Annotated in this window: 12 protein-coding genes; 5 read left to right on the top strand and 7 right to left on the bottom strand. The window is 65.6% G+C overall.

What is annotated here, in order from left to right:
- Nucleotides 1–94 precede the first annotated feature (94 nt).
- Nucleotides 95–1,474 carry a D-serine/D-alanine/glycine transporter gene (gene cycA / locus J2T07_RS18785; protein ID WP_430539380.1) on the top strand — a complete coding sequence of 460 codons (1,380 nt, stop codon included), beginning with the start codon at nucleotides 95–97 and terminating at the stop codon, nucleotides 1,472–1,474.
- A 191-nt stretch (nucleotides 1,475–1,665) separates the two neighbouring features.
- Here the strand turns inward: cycA and J2T07_RS18780 are convergent, their stop codons facing one another.
- A complete protein-coding gene (locus J2T07_RS18780) occupies nucleotides 1,666–3,003 on the bottom strand; it encodes a lysozyme inhibitor LprI family protein (protein WP_306852289.1) in 1,338 nt (445 codons plus the stop codon).
- Nucleotides 3,004–3,250: 247 nt separating this feature from the next.
- On the opposite strand from J2T07_RS18780, the gene J2T07_RS18775 reads away from it, so the two are divergent.
- Nucleotides 3,251–4,072 (top strand): restriction endonuclease, encoded by an 822-nt coding sequence (locus tag J2T07_RS18775; protein WP_306852286.1) that lies wholly within the window; start codon nucleotides 3,251–3,253, stop codon nucleotides 4,070–4,072.
- 13 nt (nucleotides 4,073–4,085) lie between these two features.
- Here the strand turns inward: J2T07_RS18775 and J2T07_RS18770 are convergent, their stop codons facing one another.
- From J2T07_RS18770 to J2T07_RS18760, 3 genes are all read right to left on the bottom strand, one after another.
- Complete coding sequence (locus J2T07_RS18770; protein ID WP_306852284.1) at nucleotides 4,086–4,832, bottom strand: SDR family oxidoreductase; 747 nt, start codon at nucleotides 4,830–4,832, stop codon at nucleotides 4,086–4,088.
- A 125-nt stretch (nucleotides 4,833–4,957) separates the two neighbouring features.
- Nucleotides 4,958–5,881, bottom strand: a complete 924-nt coding sequence (locus J2T07_RS18765) for a helix-turn-helix domain-containing protein (protein WP_306852282.1) — start codon at nucleotides 5,879–5,881, stop codon at nucleotides 4,958–4,960.
- Nucleotides 5,878–6,834: an AraC family transcriptional regulator gene (locus J2T07_RS18760; protein ID WP_306852280.1), complete on the bottom strand. Its 957-nt coding sequence runs from the start codon at nucleotides 6,832–6,834 to the stop codon at nucleotides 5,878–5,880. Before J2T07_RS18760 ends, J2T07_RS18765 begins: the two co-directional genes overlap by 4 nt.
- 169 nt (nucleotides 6,835–7,003) lie before the next feature.
- Here J2T07_RS18760 and J2T07_RS18755 point away from each other — a divergent pair, with 169 nt between their 5' ends.
- Nucleotides 7,004–7,738 carry an SDR family oxidoreductase gene (locus J2T07_RS18755; RefSeq protein WP_306852278.1) on the top strand — a complete coding sequence of 245 codons (735 nt, stop codon included), beginning with the start codon at nucleotides 7,004–7,006 and terminating at the stop codon, nucleotides 7,736–7,738.
- An 87-nt stretch (nucleotides 7,739–7,825) separates the two neighbouring features.
- The gene (locus J2T07_RS18750) at nucleotides 7,826–8,917 is read left to right on the top strand and encodes a hypothetical protein (protein ID WP_306852276.1); all 1,092 of its coding nucleotides are present in this window, start codon (nucleotides 7,826–7,828) and stop codon (nucleotides 8,915–8,917) included.
- A 118-nt stretch (nucleotides 8,918–9,035) separates the two neighbouring features.
- Here J2T07_RS18750 and J2T07_RS19195 read toward each other — a convergent pair whose 3' ends face one another.
- A complete protein-coding gene (locus J2T07_RS19195) occupies nucleotides 9,036–9,404 on the bottom strand; it encodes a DUF4879 domain-containing protein (RefSeq protein WP_430539383.1) in 369 nt (122 codons plus the stop codon).
- Nucleotides 9,405–9,696: 292 nt separating this feature from the next.
- Between J2T07_RS19195 and J2T07_RS18745 the strand changes: the two genes are divergently transcribed.
- Complete coding sequence (locus J2T07_RS18745) at nucleotides 9,697–10,125, top strand: hypothetical protein (protein ID WP_306852274.1); 429 nt, start codon at nucleotides 9,697–9,699, stop codon at nucleotides 10,123–10,125.
- Between the two features lie 49 nt (nucleotides 10,126–10,174).
- On the opposite strand, the gene J2T07_RS18740 is transcribed toward J2T07_RS18745, so the two are convergent.
- A complete protein-coding gene (locus tag J2T07_RS18740) occupies nucleotides 10,175–15,724 on the bottom strand; it encodes an autotransporter domain-containing protein (protein ID WP_306852271.1) in 5,550 nt (1,849 codons plus the stop codon).
- Between the two features lie 104 nt (nucleotides 15,725–15,828).
- Nucleotides 15,829–17,220 (bottom strand): type II toxin-antitoxin system HipA family toxin YjjJ, encoded by a 1,392-nt coding sequence (yjjJ, locus tag J2T07_RS18735; protein ID WP_306852269.1) that lies wholly within the window; start codon nucleotides 17,218–17,220, stop codon nucleotides 15,829–15,831.
- Between the last annotated feature and the right edge of the window lie 25 nt (nucleotides 17,221–17,245).

Here is a 17,245-nt window from a genome sequence, read left to right as displayed (position 1 = left end):
ACAGGGCGCAGCGAGCCCCAAAGCATCGAACCCCGCCTTGCCGTCACCCCACCCCTGCCCGTATGGTGCCCGCTTCCGTCCCAAGCCGAGCCGAATGCCGATGAGCCATGCGCCTGAGCAGTCACCCGAGCACCTCAGGCGTAGCCTGTCGAACCGCCACCTGCAGCTGATCGCCATCGGCGGTGCCATCGGCACCGGGTTGTTCATGGGATCGGGCAAGACGATCAGCCTCGCCGGCCCGTCCATCCTTTTCGTCTACCTCATCATCGGCGTGATGCTGTTCTTCGTCATGCGCGCGATGGGCGAACTGCTGCTCTCCAACCTCGGCTACAAGTCCTTCATCGACTTCTCCACCGACCTGCTCGGCCCGTGGGCCGGATTCTTCTGCGGCTGGACCTACTGGTTCTGCTGGATCATCACGGCGATCGCCGATGTCATCGCCATCGCCTCGTACGCGCAATTCTGGTTCCCCGGCCTCGCGCCATGGATACCCGCGGTGCTCTGCGTACTCCTTCTGCTGGCGTTGAACCTCACCACGGTAAGGCTCTTCGGCGAACTGGAGTTCTGGTTCGCGTTGATCAAGATCATCGCCATCTGCGCGCTCATCGTCACCGGCTTCGGCATGGTCGCCTGGAGCTTCCGCTCGCCCGATGGCCACGTGGCCTCGCTGACCAACCTGTGGAGCGACGGCGGCATGTTCCCGATGGGCATCGGTGGATTCTTCGCCGGGTTCCAGATCGCCGTGTTCGCCTTCGTCGGCATCGAGCTGGTGGGCACCACCGCGGCCGAGACGGCCGACCCGGAACGCAACCTGCCCAAGGCGATCAACTCGATCCCCGTGCGCATCATCCTGTTCTACGTGCTCGCCCTGGTGGTGATCATGGCGGTGACGCCATGGCGGCAGGTGCTGCCGGGCAAGAGCCCCTTCGTGGAACTGTTCGTGCTGGCGGGCATCCCCGCCGCCGCCAGCCTGATCAACTTCGTCGTGCTCACCTCGGCCACCTCGTCGGCCAACAGTGGCATCTTCTCCACCAGCCGCATGCTCTACGGCCTGGCCGAGGAAGACCATGCGCCGTCGACCTTCAAGCACCTGTCGAAGGCGGCCGTGCCTTCGCGCGGCCTGCTCTTCTCGTGCATCTGCCTGCTCGGCGGTGCCATGCTGGTATACGTGATCCCGAACCTGGTCACGGCGTTCACCCTGGTGACGACGCTCGCCGCGATCCTCTTCATGTTCGTCTGGTCGCTGATCCTCATCGCCTACATCGCCTACCGGAAGAACCGGCCGGAACTGCACGCGGTGTCCAGCTACAAGATGCCCGGCGGCGTGGTCATGTGCTGGGTATGCCTGGCCTTCTTCGCCTTCGTGCTGGTCTTGCTGGCGCTCGAAAGCGATACGCGGCAAGCCTTGATCGCCAGCCCGGTGTGGTTCGCCATCCTGGGCATCGGCTACGCGCTGCGCCGTCGCAAGGCCTGACCGACAGAAGCATCGGTTTCCAGCGGGGTCCGCTCTGCTGCCCTATGAGGCGGTTCTTGTGGGAGCCGCTCTTGTGGGAGCCGCTTCAGCGGCGATGGGTGCTTGCCGTAACCTGGCCCGCTGCCGCGGGGTGCCGACAAGGTCGGCTCCCACCGAGAACCGTTTCCACCGGGGCGGCGGTCGATATGCGATCAATGCTGCTCCGGAGGCGGAGGCGGCACGATAGACGACAGCAACAACGGCCCGCGTTTCACCGTGATGTAGGCCGAGGCCACCGGTTCCAGCTTGCCGTTTTTCAGGCGCCACGCGGACACCAGCCAGTCGTCGTTGATGCGCCAACCGATATGACCGTGGCCGATGAAGCCCAGCAAGGACTCGCCGCGGAAGGTGATCGGGAAGAACGTCGCCTCGGGACCGTAGCCGGTCATCTGGCCGGATGCGATGTCGGTGCCGAAGGCCGGCAAGTCGGGATAGCTCGATGTATCTCCCTTGGGGGCGATGCCGGAAGGCGCCCGCGCGGCGGCGACCGCCGCGTCGTACGCCGGCTTCTCCGCACCTTTGAGCGGCCGGTCGAGCGTGCCCTGCATCGGGCTGCGCTCGTAGCGGGTGACGGCGACCATGGCCGCCGTGGTGAAGTCGTCGCAAGGCGATTGTTTGGGCGCGCAGGCACTACCGGCGGGCGCCAGCGCATGATCGAAACGCAGGGTGAGCTGGGCATCCGGCCCGAACGCACGGCCTTCCCAGCGGCCGACCTCGATGTTCATTTCATCCGGCGACGGATTGGACAGCACGGTCGCGATGACATCGCCGCCGACGCGGGCCATCCCATGCAGCGACATGCAGTCCGATGCCCATGCCCCAGGCGCCTCGACCGTGATGGCTTTCTTGCCCTCGATCCGGAATGGTGCCTCCGTCCAGCAGTGGGCCGTCCCACCGACGGAGAACAAGGAACTGACCGGCGAGCCCGGCAGCTTCCGATAACCGGACGACGCGTCGAGCCCGGCCAGGGCTTCATGCAAGCCCGCGTCCGGTTCGTAAGGAAAGGCCTTGGCGTCTTCTACCGGCACGTCGGTGGCGATGGCGATATCCACGCCCGCCTTCGCCAGGTCGCCGAGCACGTCGTGTGAGCCGGAAGGCAGGCGCGACAACGAAGCCTGAACCATGTCCAGCGGCTTCGGCGCCTTGCTGTCGAGGCCACGCAAGAAGGCGATGCGCGAAGGATACGACGCCACGTCGGCGGACAAGGGCTTGCCCGGATGATCGCCGAGGAAGCCGGCAATCGCCTCGTCACGCTGGGCCAGCCAATGGCGCTGGTCGAGTTTCAGCGCATCCGCCTTCCCGGGGTGGTTCGCCAGGGCGACGCGGAAGGCGTCGGCGAGTTGTCCATCGAGGGCGGAGACCTTCGGCGAGGCGCAGATGGCCTTCTCGACCGCCGTGGACGCCTTGGCGCAATCGAAACCGGCCGCGTGGGACCCCAGTGGAAGCGCCAGGAGCAGCGCCGCGGAAACCGTTCGAATCGTCATCGTCATGGGCAGACCTTCCATTGCGCCGGGTGCCGGCTAGCGGAAAGCATTCTACGAGCTGCCCATGATTCGTATGGATTTAGATCGAGATGTAGTCTTTCGCCTACAGGAATCCGTCCGAGGTTTCGATATATTCGGCCGGTTCCGACCAGCCAGCCGGGGGGCCGCGCCGCGTCGGGAAAGGGAGAACCATGGCAGTGCCGACATGCATCCAGCGAGACCGGCGACCGCTTCACGTGCCGGGGGCCGTCCGATGAGCGGCTTCAAACCGGTCAGCCATCGCCACGACGATGCCTTGAGCCGTGTCTCATGGGAGACCTTCGAGCGGTTGGTCGCCGACCACTACCGCGGCGCCGGTTTCCGGGTGGAGCACGTGGGCACGGGCGGCGGGACGAACCGCACCGACGGCGGCATCGACCTCAAGCTGTTCCGCGACCAGGAAATCGTCCTGGTGCAATGCAAGCACTGGAACTGCTGGAAGGTGCCGCACAACGATGTGCACCAGCTCATCGGCGTGATGCACACGGCGGGCGCCACGGGCGCCATCGTCGTCACGTCCGGCGAATTCACCGCGGCCGCGATCGAGGCCGCGGCGAAGTTCCGGCACATCCGCCTGATCGACGGCAAGACGATACGGGTCATGCTCGGCCCGGTGGAGGAGCCGGCCATGCCACATGCGTCGCTGGAGGACATGCCGGCCTGGATTCGCGAGACACGGCGAGCCCGCACATCCCGCACGAACCGCTCGCCGGTCATCGCCGCTGTCGGCGCCGTCGTCACGATGGCGGTGGCGATGGCGGTGCTGTACAGCTATTACATCCGCGAGATCCACGTGGCCCAGGTCGAGGCACTGCGGGCGACGGTGGCGCGAACCGCCAATGAGATGGCACAGGCGCGCCGTGCCCCGGCCACGCTCCCCGCGCTCACCTCGCAACGGCCCATGAGCACGATCAACGAACGGCCGGCGATCGTCCACGACACCCCGATGAACAAGGCCGATATCGCGGCATGGGAAGCGAAGAACGCCGAGTCGATGCGCATCATCGAGAAGACGACGCCTTCGCTTCCGCCGTGATCCCGGCCCGGCCTCACCAAGGCTGATCGGTGGGCAGCACGAACAGCTCGGCGACATTCATATAGTCCGGCGCCTGCAGGGCGAACAGCACCGTGTCGGCGATGTCGGACGCCTTCAGGAACGCCATCTGCTCGCGCAGGCCTTCCATCTGTCCACGCTGCTCCTGGTCGGAGATGTGTTCGAACAGTTCCGTGTCCACGGCCCCCGGCTGGATGCTGGTGACGCGGATGTTGTGCTTCTTGCCGATCTCCATCCGCAGCCCCTCCGAGAACGCGCTGACCGCGTGTTTCGTGGCGCAGTACACGGCCAGCCCCGGATACACCTTGCGGCCGGCGATGGACGACGTGTTGACGATGTGTCCCGAGCGCTGGGCACGCATGTAAGGCAGCACGGCGGCCGTGCTGTTGAGCAGGCCTTTCACATTCACGTCCACCATGCGATGCCACTCGCCGGTCTTCAGCGCGTCGACTTCCGAGATCGGCATGAGGCCCGCGTTGTTGAAAACGATGTCGATCGTGCCGAACGTATCGGCCAGCCGCTTGACGCCATCCTGGACGGATGATTCATCCACCACGTCCATCTCGAGCGCGATGGCTTCGCCGCCAGCGTCACGGATCTGCTGGACGATGGCGTGCAAGCGGTCGGTACGTCGGGCGGCAAGGCCCACCTTCACGCCATGCGAAGCCAGCTTGATGGCGGTGGCGGCGCCGATGCCGCTCGAAGCGCCGGTAACGAGGGCGATCTTGCCTTTGAGTGTCATGAGAGGTCTCCTTCGATTCACGTGCCACCGATGCGGACGGCAACGGTTCGAGCACGGGACAAAGCGTGCGCCTTGCCCGGAAGCGGCTCTCTCGTGGGATTGCCCGGCCTGTCGGGATCTTGCGCTCAGGTGCCTTCGCGGTAATCGCTGGGCGACACGCCCACCTCGCGGCGGAACACCTGCGCGAAGTGGCTTGCGCTGGTGTAGCCCACATCCAGGGCGATCTCGATCACCGGCCGCGATGTCTCGCGCAACAGCCGGCGAGCGCGTTCCATGCGCAGGCGGATGAAGTAGCGCGACGGAGGAAAGCCGGTGCTTCGCTTGAATGCCCGGCAGAAATGGAACTCACTCAAGCCCACCGCGTGCGCAAGGGGCGCCAGCTCGAACTCGCGGTCGAGCCGCGCTTCCAGGTGTTCGGTGGCCTGGCGCAGCTTGAAGGCGGGCAAGCCGCCGCGTGGCCGCGCCGGAGGGTGCGAAGGGGCTCCGTAATGCCGCAGCAGGTGCACGCACAGTGCCTGCGCGAGGCCTTGCACGAATATCGCACTGGCCTCGCGCGCCGACATCAATTCCCGCCACAACGGTTCCAGCAAACTGGAAAGCAAGGTGTCGCGGCCGCCCGACACCTCCCGCAACACGACGTCGCCCGCGCCATCGAAGACCTCGCCCGCCACACGTGCGAGCAATGACTGACCAAGGTAGAGATGCATGACCTCGAAGGGCTCTTCACCTTCCGACGTCCAGCGTAGTTCGTAAGGCGCCGGCGCGTGCGCGAGGAAGAAGTCGCCGCGCGTCACCCGGCTCGAACGCCATGGACCGCCCAGTTCGCGTTCCTCGACCGTCGCCGCGCCCGACAGCACCCAGACGATCAGCGGCTCGGGTACCGCCGGTATGAGCAGGCGATCCTGGTGAGGATCGCGGCGGAAGACCTGCACGAGTAAATCGTTCCAGGCACGGCCTCGACTGGTCACGACACGCGTGCCGGGGACGCGGTCTTCGAGCGCCTCCGCCGTGCTGCGCGTGCCGTCGCCCAGCGACATGCCAGGGCTCACGACACCAGCGCGTGCCGGGCGGGCGACACGTGGCGAACAGAAGGCGCGAGGTCGAGCAGGTCCTTCAGTTGCCGTGTCTCGTCCACCGGGCTTCGCCCGAACAGGCGCTTGAACTCGCGACTGAACTGCGAAGCGCTCTCGTAACCGACACGCTCCGACGCCGTGGCCGCGCTGAGGCCACGGCGAACCATCAGCAGGCGCGCATGATGCAGCCGCATCGCCTTGATGTACTGGATGGGCGAGGTGGTGGTCACCGCCTTGAAGTGCGTGTGGAAGGTCGGCACGCTCATGTTCGCCTCGCTGGCGAGGGTGGCGACATCGAGCGGGCGCGCGTACTCCGCGTGGATGCGGCGCAAGGCCTTGGCGATCCGCCCGAAGTGACCGCCCTGCGTCAGCGCCGCTCGTAACCCGCCACCCTGCTCGCCGGTCAATACGCGATAGGTGATCTCGCGCACGATGCCAGGTGCCAGCAGACGCGCTTCCACGGGATCGGAAAGCACTTCGAGCAGCCGCAACGCGGCATCGCCGAGACGGTCGTCCAGGGGCGTGGCGAACAGGGTGGCCGGCCGCACCTCCGCTTGCGGGCGGAGATCGTCCACGGCCAGCGCCAATTCGGCGGTCGTAGCAAGATCGATGCGAATGGTGACGCCCAGCATCGGTTCCTCCGCGCTGGCCTCCGTCTCGATCTCGAAGGGCAGCGGCACCGCCAGCGCGAGGTAGTGCTGCGCATCGTAGACGTAGGTCTGCCCGCCATGGAAACCACGCTTGCGGCCTTGCGCCACGATGACGATGCTCGGCTCGTACAAGGCCGGCGTACGCACCAGGGGCCGGCTGGAACGCATGAAGGCGACGCCGTCCACGGCGGATAGCGTATAGCCCTCCGAGGGCGCCAACCGGGTGATCAGGTCGACCATGCGGGCGCGACGGACTTCGATGGAACCGGGCTGGGACATGACGAGGCGGCAAGGTCGGTGGCAATAGGAATGGGATATACGCTCGCGCCATAAGCCAGTCAATCTTTTGGAATCCATAGGAATAGGCAAGAACGGGCAAGTATCCGGTCTTAGCGCCGGGTGCCCTCCTGCCTAGCATGGCTCCATCGCAAACCACGGAGCCACCGCCATGAACACGCAAGCATCCAAGGTCATCCTCATCACCGGCGCCAGCAGCGGTATCGGCGAAGCGACCGCCCGCCACCTGGCCCGCCAGGGTCACCGCATCTTGCTGGGCGCGCGCCGGATCGAGCGCCTGCAAGCGCTCGCGGAAGAACTCGCCAGGGAACCTGGCCGCATCGCCTACCGTGCCCTGGACGTTACCCGCTTCGACCAGATGCAAGCCTTCGCCGATTTCGCCGAATCGACCTTCGGCCCCGTCGACGTCATCGTCAACAACGCCGGCGTCATGCCGCTCTCGCCGCTCAACGCCCTGAAGCTGGGCGAGTGGAACCGCATGATCGACGTGAACGTGCGTGGCGTGCTGCACGGCATCGCCGCTGTGCTGCCGGGCATGGAAGCGCGTCGCCGCGGGCACGTGATCAACGTCTCGTCCATCGGCGGCCATGCCGTCTCGCCGACGGCTGCCGTGTATTGCGCCACGAAATACGCCGTCCGCGCCATCTCCGATGGCCTGCGCCAGGAAACCGACTGCATCCGCGTCACGGTGGTGTCACCCGGCGTCGTCGAGTCCGAACTCGCCGATACGATCTCCGATGAAGCCGCCCGCGACGCGATGAAAGCCTATCGCCGCATCGCCATCCAGCCCGACGCCATCGCACGCGCGATCGGCTATGCGATCGAACAGCCGGACGAGGTGGACGTGAACGAGCTCATCGTGCGGCCGACGGCGAGCCCTCATTGAGGGCTCGTTCTCCTGTCGGGCTAAAGGTTCGGCGCCTGTCGCCGTTATACGGTCGACGGTGCCCGTTCGAACTCTCATGGAGAAGCCATGTACAAGGCCGTACTGATCGATTGCTCGTCTTGTCCAGCCAGCCGCGTGGATAAGCCCTTCCCGGGCAAGTTCCTCGTCAACGCACTTGCCGAGACCATTCGCACGTCCAGGACTTCCGCCTGGACAAACGCGGATGATCTGAGTGGTCACGAAATGCTCCGCTTCTTCGTCGACTCCCCCTACGAACAGGCGGTCGCCGTTGTCTGGGTGGATCCCGAAGCGGATTACGACGAGGCCAACAAGCAGGCCAAGGCTTACGCGAAGGATCACCCCGGCTTTCCGCAAATCATCGAGTCCAACGACGTACGCCATTTCCTCTGGGCTTCCGAGAAGGACGACGATCTCGAGGTGGCGCGATATTTGCGAGGCAACACGAAGATCCGTGCAAGCTGGTTCACCGAGGTAAATGGGCTTCGTTGTCTTGCGGATGCCCAGGGCTTCGCCGTGATGGCCGACGGAAACGGCGCCTCCCGGGCAGCGAGGGCCGCACAAGCGCATGCCCTCGCCATCGCCTACCAGAACGCACTCTACGATATCGCCAACTCGATCAGCATGGCGGCCAAAACGCCCGGACCACGTGCGGAGGCCACGTTAAGCAACGTGTCCTGTTTCATGGCTGCGCATTATTTCGGCCATCCCGTCCTACCTAACACAAGGGAACTGCGTGATTTCTACGGCCTCCTGAGGGACAAGCAGAGCATTGCCGAGCAGTTTCAGGAAGCAGTGTCACAGGTGGAGCGCCTTGCCCAGGTAGTCCGCGAAAGCAGGCGGGATTCGGAACGACAGGAGCGGATCGCCGCACAGGACAGGAAGGAATTACAAAAAGAACTACAGGAAACTCGGGACAGGAAGCTGGCGGGTCGACTGAACCGGCTGAACGTCTGGGTCGCACTTGCCGGTCTCGCCGTGACGGCTGCCGGAGTGACGCAGATCACTCCGGAGGGACTCGGTAAATGGTGGGACGCATGGACTGGCACCAAGGCAGTCGAAACGACAACAGCGACTCCAGCACCTTTGCCCGAGCGGGGCGGTCACACAACGAAGATCGACGCGAGTAAAGAGAAGCCACACGAAAGAGGAGGTTCGTAATCTTCGCGTCGGCGTTGGCGCAGTGCCGTCTGGTCGAATCTGAAACGGGCAGACGTGAGGATGAACCCCATTGAGGGCTCCTCTTCATGGCTGCTACAAAGTCAGCACATGCACGGGCTCAGCGAATGCTGAACGATGTCGTGGAAGTGCTTTTCGGCCACGCCCACTCCGTGACACGGATGGCGAACGTACCATTTCCCTTACCGGTGGCATCCCATACGCGCTCTTCGCCCTGCGCCGACTGGCCGTTTCTACAAGTGGCCCAGCCACTACCGTTTCGGCAGACGAGACGTGACGAGACCTCTCGAAGCTGGGCCCCGTTCATGGTCGCGTATGCCTGACCGCGCCCTGCCTCGCGCGTGGTCACAAGAACGGGATTTCCTCCATGGTGTCTCGAAACAGAATTCCCTCCGGCGATAAATTCGTTACCACCCAGGGCAGATTTCACCTGGATGACCTGCACACTAGCCGCACAGGGCAGAGCCATCGCACCGGACAACGCAACACAGAACATTCGCTTCACGTGTTTCTTCCAAAAACCACAGCCGATTGCTGCGCGTGCACTCTATTAGTCCAAGCCGCTAAACAAATTCAGAGATCGTCCTGTTCAAGCAGGAAGCGTCGCCATATTTTTGGTAAGCCCGCCCCCACAGGATCACAACACGACGCCTTGGCTTGCCGTCATGTAGGCCAAGGCCGCGTCGTTCTCTACATACCCCTCGAAGGCATCGCCTTTGCTTCCCTTGGAGGCCGCATCAGCGGCGTCAAGGAGACAACGCGTGTACACGATGATGCCTGCGTCCGTTCCACCCAGCCCGTCACTCGAACCATCCGCGAACCGGACGGAGAAAAATAATGCAGTTACGAAAGCAGAGGCCACGACACCGGATGGGATCGAGCGTATCGACTTCGCGCACATGACGCTGAAGACAGTGGAAGCGACCGTGAATGATCTATATTTCAGCGGCCGCATTACATTTGATGAGCTGTCCGCGATCATGCAAGTCGTGATCCTACCTGTCGATGGGATAGCCGGCTCAGACGAATGGAACGCAACGCCAGCGCATATCAACCGTGACGATATCGATGCGTGGATCGATGCCGCGACCAAGCGGGGTTCACACCAGGAGGCTGCGACGTATCGACGAGCGAGGGCGCTTATCGATGCGCTCGATGGACAACCGCTGCGGTTGTCGGTGACGGCTTGATCGTTCACGGCAAGAAGGCGGCGCCACGCAGGCGCCGCCTTCCCTCACCTCAGAACGCCCAGCTGAGGCTCAACCGCGCCGACTGGTCCTTCGCATCGCTCGCGAACTGCCCGCTATACGTCGCATCGATAGTGACGCTCGGCGCGGGGCGGAAACGCAGGCCCGCCGTGACCACTCCCGCATCGTCGGCGATGGGAACGCCCTGGATGTCGAAGCTCGTGCCGTTACCGGCGAAGCGCATGCGTGCGGTGGAGTCGACGTCGCCCCAGGCATGGCGCCAGCCCAGACTGGCGAAGACCGCCGTGCCGGTGTCGCCCAGCTTCGCCTCGCCGCGCAGGCCGAGCGTGCCGAAGGTCTGGTGTGAGCGGTCGGCGTCGACATCGAGGGCGCCGATCGAACCGCGCTCGTGGATGGTCGGCGTGCGCAGCTGTTGATAAGCCACATTGACGAACGGTGCCCACGAGCCGCGCGTACCGTCGATGACGTAGGCGCCTTCGACATAGCCTTGCGCGGTGTGCGCATCGTCATCGCTGCCGATACGGGCGGAGAGATCGTCGAGGGTGGCGGTGCGATGCGTGCGGATCTTCTGCTGACCGTACAAGGCGCCCGCCTGCCACTGGAACGCATCCTCACGCCCACCGGCGTACAACCCGGCGGTGCGCGTGCGTATATCGGCGGAAGCGTCGCGCGCGGGCGTCGAGGCCGATATCTGCCCCGTGCCGAGCGCGAAGCCGACGCGGGTGGCCGAACCCACGACGGTGTCCGCACCCACCAGCAAGCCGCCGCCGCTCGCGCTCATGCGCGCGGCATTGCCATCGCCGTCGTGATGGCCCCAATGCCCCCAGGCGGATGCCCAGGCTGAGACACCCTCGCCTTCGCGGGCGGCGTCGGCATCGAGCAGATGGTTGTTGATGGCTTCGCGCTGATAGCGCTGGTCGTCCGCGATGGCCGTGCGCGTGCTGGCGTGGATCTCGCCGGAAAGGCTGTCGAACGCGGCACGTGCGCTGGCGGCGTCGAGCCGGAGGATCGCGTCGTAGAGGGACGCACCGGCACCGAGCGCTTCCGTCGCGCCCGCCGTGGCGCGCTGGTTGCGCGTCATCGCCACATCCGGGAAAGCCACGGCATTCCGGCGGAGCGTGAGGTTCACGGCGTTCGCCGTATACGACAGCGATGGCGTCAGGAAGGCGAGGTCCGTGGAGACGGCACCGAACGTACCGCTCACGCCATCGGCGGCGGAGAGGATCGTATACGTGGTCGACGTGCCCCAGTTGCCACCCGTGCCCAGGCTCACCACCGACCCGCCCGCGAGGCTGGCGTGACCGGCGACATCAATGCGATCGCCCTGCCCCGCATCCGTGACGTCCACGGTGTAGCGCGTGCCGGCGGCCATGGTGAAGTCACCCGTGAACGAGAGCGTCGCAGGTACGCCTTCGCCGCCGGGCGACACTTCGGCACCCGACTGCAATACGACACTGCCGCCGGTGCCCGTACCGGCAAGGACGGTACCGCTGGCCATCGACAGGTTACCGCCGAGCTTGCCGTCCAACCGCAGCGTACCGCCGGTGACGTCGGTGTTGCCGGTGAATGCGCCGCTGTCGCCGGTAAGGTGCAACGCACCCGCGCCGAGCTTGCGGAACGCACCCTCGCCGGACAATGCCCCTGCATACGTCACATCGTCCGAGCGATCCAACAGCAAGGTGCCATGGTCGACGATGTCGCCGACGACCGAACCGTGCGTGCCGCCGTCGCCGACGTGCAACGTACCGGCGTCGATCGTCGTGATGCCGGTATAGGTGTTGTCGCCGGTCAGCAGGAGTTCGCCCGCGCCGGTCTTGGTGAAGCCGCCCGCCGTGGTTCCGTCGGCGATGACACCGCCCAGGGTGGCCGTATCCGTTCCGCCGACGTCGATCGACGCGGTGCCCGCCACGGTCACGGCATTCGCCACGGCGAGGCCGTTCGCCGCGAATGCCAACGTGCTGCCGGATGCCAGCGACAAGGTACCGGAACCGATGGCGCCGCTATCGCCGAGACGCAGGGTTCCCGCACTGACGAGCGTGCCACCCGTATAGGCATTGGCATGGTCGAGTGCGAGCGTGCCCGCACCCTGTTTCTCCAGCACACCCGCACCCGTGATGTCGCCGTTCCACGTGAACGTGTTCGAGGCATCGGCGATGTCGACAGCACCACCGCCGGTCAACGCGAGATCGCGACCGGTCGCTGCATAGGTCGTGCCCGTGACGCGCAGGGCACCGCCGTTCAAGGCGATGCCGTTCGCGGCATCACCCAGGTTGCGGTCGTCACCGACCGACAGCGTGCCGCCGTTGACGATCGTATCGCCGCTATACGTGTTGATGCCGCCGAGCACGAGCGTACCCGCGTCGTTCTTCGCCAAACCCTGCGTGCCCTCCAGTACGGAGTCGATGGTGGCGACGTAGCCGGCACTCGTGGCACTGCCGTCACCCACGCGGATGACGGGCGTGCCACTGGACGACGTGAGCAGGATCGGATCTCCGCTCAGGCGATAGCCGTCGCTGAGGAACTGCATGCCCGTCGCACTCACCTGTCCCGATCCACCGTCGACGGCGACCGCGCCCGCGGCACCGCCGAACACGGCGAATCCCGGCTGCGGCGACATGGCACCCGTGATGCTGCCGTCCTGGTCGGTCCACGTCGGCGACGTGGTGGACCAGGTGCCATCACCACCGCCCATCTGCGTGGGACTGGCCAGCCCGTTGGCGTTCCAGAACTGCAAGGTGGTGTTGGTGACATCGAGGATATTGATCTGCTTAGCGCCGGTCAGCGTCTGCAATTGCAGCGCGTGACCCGCAGGCGTCGTGCCGAACGACAAGCCGCCATTGGTCGTCGTCAACGCGCCGGAGTACGCGAAGATGTTGTAGACGCCAGGGCCCATGCCACCGGCATCGGTCACGTCCAGCGTGACGCCGTTCAAGGCGAGGTCGCCGTTCACCACCACCTTGTCACCGTTACCGGCCGCGCCGAGTTCGACATCCATCTGGGTGCCCAGGGCCATCGTCAGGTCGCCGTTGACGGTGAGCGTGCCAATGGAATTGCCCGGTGAAAGCACCGAGCCGGTGTTCATGGTCACGTCGCCATTGATACGTCCATGTCCGCCGAGGGTGGCGCCATTGGCCACGCTCACGTTGCCCACCAGCACGGCGTTGCTGCCCGCCACGCTGCCGACCACCAGCTTGCCGGCCTGTACCTGGGTGCTGCCGAGGAAGGGCGTCGCGTCGCCGTCGAACAAGAGCGTTCCGCTGCCCTGCTGGATCAGCTGGCCGCTTCCACCCAGCGCACCGGTGAAGCTGACGGTACCCGTACGGTTGTAGGTCAGCACGCCATTGTTGGCCACGTCGCCACTGAGCGTACCGTTGGCGCCCCCGTTGCCTATGGTGAGGGAGCCTCCGGCATCGATGTCCGTCACCAGGCCGGCGTCGATCGAGCCGGTCACCACGACGCCCGATGGCACGGCGAACGTCACGCGCTGGGCGACGAGGGCCCCCGCCACCGTGAGCGGGCTCGAGCTGGCAAGGCTGAAGTCACCGGCTGCCACGTCGCCGAGCACGCTGATCGCATTGCCGGCGGACGACAGGTCGATGTCGCCCGCGGTATTCGCGGTAAGCGTGGTCGCCGCGATCGAGCCCGCCGTCTGGACGACACTACCCAGGCCGCTGTTCAGCGACAAGGAAACGGGAGCGGTGATGTCGCCGGTCAAGGTCATGCCGCTTTCGCCGGCAAGATCGACCGAGACGGCAGCGTTCACGGTGCCGACGGAGAGGTTGCTACTGCTGGACAGGCTGATGCTGCGAGCTTGCGCGGTGACGCCGCCGAACGAATTCCCGGCGTTGGTCAGCGTCACATCGCCGTTCGCGGTGAAGGTGCTCGCGCCCGATATGACGAAGGCTCCCGATTGCGTGATGCCACCCGCGGCCGTGGACAGACTGAGCGTCGTGGCACGGATGCTGTTGGCGGCAAGGGTGCCTGAGGCCACCGTCAGGTTCGACAACGTCTGGGTGTTGCCGACGGCACCCTGCAGGGTCACGGCGCCCTGCGTGAGAATCGTCAGCGCTCGCGGGCCATCGATGCTGCCCTGCACACCGATGTTCGCGGCGGTCGAGTTCAAGGTGCTGTCGCCTGCCAACGTGATGGGCGACACGTAGGTTTGCGATCCCGTGGATTGCACGATGCCGTTGAGGGTCGTGCCACCGGTATGGCCGAGCGTCAGCGAACCGTCGACATCGACGCCGTGCAGGCTCAGCCGGTTTCCGCCATTGCTGGTGACGTTGCCTGTACCGACGATCGACGCGATGTCGAGCACGCCGTTGCTCGGCGTCAGCGTGATCGACGCGTTGCCGGGCGTGACGCCGTCGAGCTTCACGGCATCGATCGATACGCCGCCTGCCGCGTCCACCTGCGCGCTACCGCCATCGGCCACCTCGAGTGCGCCGTGTGCGATCGATCCCGGCTGGAAGGTCAGCAGGTTGTCGGTGCCATTGAAGAGGACCGCCGTCGCATAACCACCGCCTGACGTGATACCACCCGAGATCGTGCCGATGTTCTGGATGCGCGCGCCCTGCTGGGTCACCACGCCGATGCCGGCGGCACCGTTGCCCGTGGCGTTTCCGCCCGCGACGAGTCCGATGTTGTCAAGCTGGAACCGGACGTTCTGGGCACGGATGCCGGCACCGGAAGCACCGTCGAGACCGCTCGCCTGTGCGCTGCCGCCAGCGCCGCCTACTCCACCGCGGATCGTGCCGCCGTTGGATACCACAGCGTCTGCACCGAAGAGCAACGCACCGTCGCCACCGCCACCGCCGCTACCGCCGAACGCGATGCCCGTGGCCTGCGATCCGCCGGCGCCGCCAGCGCCGCCCACGAGCGACGAACCCGCGACGACCTGGAGCTCATTACCGTCACCCAGGATAACGGCGCCCGTGCCGCCACCACCGCCGCCACCACCACCCGCCGCGCTGTTGGCAGTGGGAGCGCCACCCGTACCGCCCGCGCCGCCGGTGACGGGGGAACTCAACAGCACCGAGTAATTGGCGTTCGTATAGACACCCGCGCCGCCGCCACCGCCACCGCCAGGAACGTGAATATCGGGGGTGCCGTCTCCGCCGCGACCTCCCACGATGGGCTGCGTGGTGGAAAGGGTACCGACCGCGCCCCCAGCACCACCGGCGACGAAGACCGAGCCGTTATCGTTACCCGTGGCGCCCGCCCCACCCACTCCGCCGCTGGCGAGGTCACCGGCGAGAGGGAGGATGCCGGAACCGCCCGTATTCCATCGCGCGAAACCACCCTGACCATTACCCGCTCCACCCGCGCTCGCCCTGTCGATGATGGCCGCACCTCCTTGGGCGCTGCATGTCGTCGTGTCGGTCGGCTGGCAGACCTGGGCCATGGCCGGAACGCCCACGACCCATAGGCCGGTAGCCAGCATCGCGCCCCATAGCGGGCGCAGCCGCGGCGGGGCCGAACCGCCACCCTCCGTCCGGCCGGCACGCGACGACGAAAGCTCGGAAGCGACCTGCACGACACGCAGCGTTCCGTTCCATACGAGATGGTAAATGCGGTTCATCTGGATTCCCCTGTGACGCCAGCACCCCCTGCGGGGCTGGCGCGATGGCGCATCTTACCGTCGTTTGGGGTGGCCGGCAGGCAGGAAGCGCGGGGCGGCAGGGCCTACGGGGTGAAACGCTGGCGCAGGCGCGACACCACGGCGTGGTTGGCTTCCGCCAAGTCGCGGAATCCGCCGCTTATTTCCGCGTGTGTAGCCACGCGTTGCCAGTAAAGCTCTGCCCACTCCGCCGCGAGTTGCCAATACGGCAGGTCGGCCGGCGTGGGAACGGCTGGCTTGTAGTCGCGTGGCAACAGCGCTCCGCTCGAGCCAGGCCTGTATAGCATCGGCAACATGTCGTAATTGGGGGTGAGCTGAAACGGAAGTTGACCGTCGATGAAGAAGCTCAGATTGCCGAAGTGCATGTCGGTATTGCCGATCAGGCGACCGAACCACCAGCGTTGCCGAACGAGGTCCAGGGCACTCTCGCCTAGCCAACCGCCTTGCACCATGCGGGCGGTCGCGCGGGGCCAGTCATCGCGCTCACCGTCGTGAGCATCACTCCACGCCGCCAACGTCACGCAGCCTCGTCGGCCGTATGTGCCCACGCGATCGAAGCGGGATACCTCGAGACACAGGCGGCCCTGTGACCAGACGAGCTCGGTTCGGGCGCTGGGATTGCCATGCCCGGCCAGCAACTCACCGGCGATGTGTTCGGAGATCAACAAGTCGGCCCAACGACGCGCGGCGGGATGGTCATCCACCGGTTCGCTGAACTTCACGATGACGTGGCGAACGGTACCGTCCTCATCTTCTACGGTTGCAGTGAACTTCGGCTGTTCACCCGCTGCCGATGAACCCACGGGCTCGCCGGCAAGCGCCGCCCTCGCCAGTTCCGCGTAATGCACGTACCGGGAAGCGGAAGTGATTGGCTGAGGTTCCCATTGCAGTGCACGCTCAAGCGCAGCGTCCCCCAGGACGAAGTCGCCCGGCCCGTCTCCGCCACGAAGCAAGAGCGCCGCGAGCACCGCGTCGTCGTTCCAGCGCAGGATGTCAGACGGCAAATCGAGTTCACTCGACCACCGTTGTGCGAACTGGCGCCCCAGGAAGCCTTGCGGCCGCTGGTCGTCGAGGAACCATGGCACTCCGGGAAACAGCCCGTCGGCGAATTCATCGCGGAGCCAGTCGACAGAATGGGCTACGGTCACCAGGCTGCCGGCGCCATAGAGTGCGGTCAGGTGACCGAAGGCGACGGGTTGCCCTCGCGTGTCCAGGCGGAACAGTGGCCATTGGGTGCCGAGTCCACGCACGTCGCGCAAGGCGGCGTAGCGGGTGCGGCGTGCGCGGCCGATACGAGCTATGTGCACCCCGGCCTCGGCGAGTAAACGCGAGACCGTAGGCTGCGAGACACCCAGTGCTTCGCCCAGCTCGCGGGCACTCGCAGGCCCCCGCTGCCTCAGGGCATCAATCAGACGGCTGGCCTGCGGATGGATGTTCATGGATCTGAATAGATACATGAATAGATACTTTCACGCAATAGAT

Origin of the sequence: Luteibacter jiangsuensis (assembly GCF_030812295.1) — a bacterium.
Lineage (GTDB): Bacteria > Pseudomonadota > Gammaproteobacteria > Xanthomonadales > Rhodanobacteraceae > Luteibacter > Luteibacter jiangsuensis_A.
Note: the sequence above shows the minus strand (reverse complement) of the source record. Positions and strands in the feature narration are given on the sequence as shown.

What these genes read in the sequence shown, in the direction of transcription:
- J2T07_RS19195 (WP_430539383.1), bottom strand. Translation starts at nt 9,404, where the DNA reads ATGGCTCTGCCCTGTGCGGCTAGTGTGCAGGTCATCCAGGTGAAATCT.
- J2T07_RS18770 (WP_306852284.1), bottom strand. Translation starts at nt 4,832, where the DNA reads ATGACACTCAAAGGCAAGATCGCCCTCGTTACCGGCGCTTCGAGCGGC.
- J2T07_RS18760 (WP_306852280.1), bottom strand. Translation starts at nt 6,834, where the DNA reads ATGTCCCAGCCCGGTTCCATCGAAGTCCGTCGCGCCCGCATGGTCGAC.
- J2T07_RS18775 (WP_306852286.1), top strand. Translation starts at nt 3,251, where the DNA reads ATGAGCGGCTTCAAACCGGTCAGCCATCGCCACGACGATGCCTTGAGC.
- cycA (WP_430539380.1), top strand. Translation starts at nt 95, where the DNA reads ATGCCGATGAGCCATGCGCCTGAGCAGTCACCCGAGCACCTCAGGCGT.
- J2T07_RS18740 (WP_306852271.1), bottom strand. Translation starts at nt 15,724, where the DNA reads ATGAACCGCATTTACCATCTCGTATGGAACGGAACGCTGCGTGTCGTG.
- J2T07_RS18755 (WP_306852278.1), top strand. Translation starts at nt 7,004, where the DNA reads ATGAACACGCAAGCATCCAAGGTCATCCTCATCACCGGCGCCAGCAGC.
- yjjJ (WP_306852269.1), bottom strand. Translation starts at nt 17,220, where the DNA reads ATGTATCTATTCAGATCCATGAACATCCATCCGCAGGCCAGCCGTCTG.
- J2T07_RS18750 (WP_306852276.1), top strand. Translation starts at nt 7,826, where the DNA reads ATGTACAAGGCCGTACTGATCGATTGCTCGTCTTGTCCAGCCAGCCGC.
- J2T07_RS18780 (WP_306852289.1), bottom strand. Translation starts at nt 3,003, where the DNA reads ATGACGATGACGATTCGAACGGTTTCCGCGGCGCTGCTCCTGGCGCTT.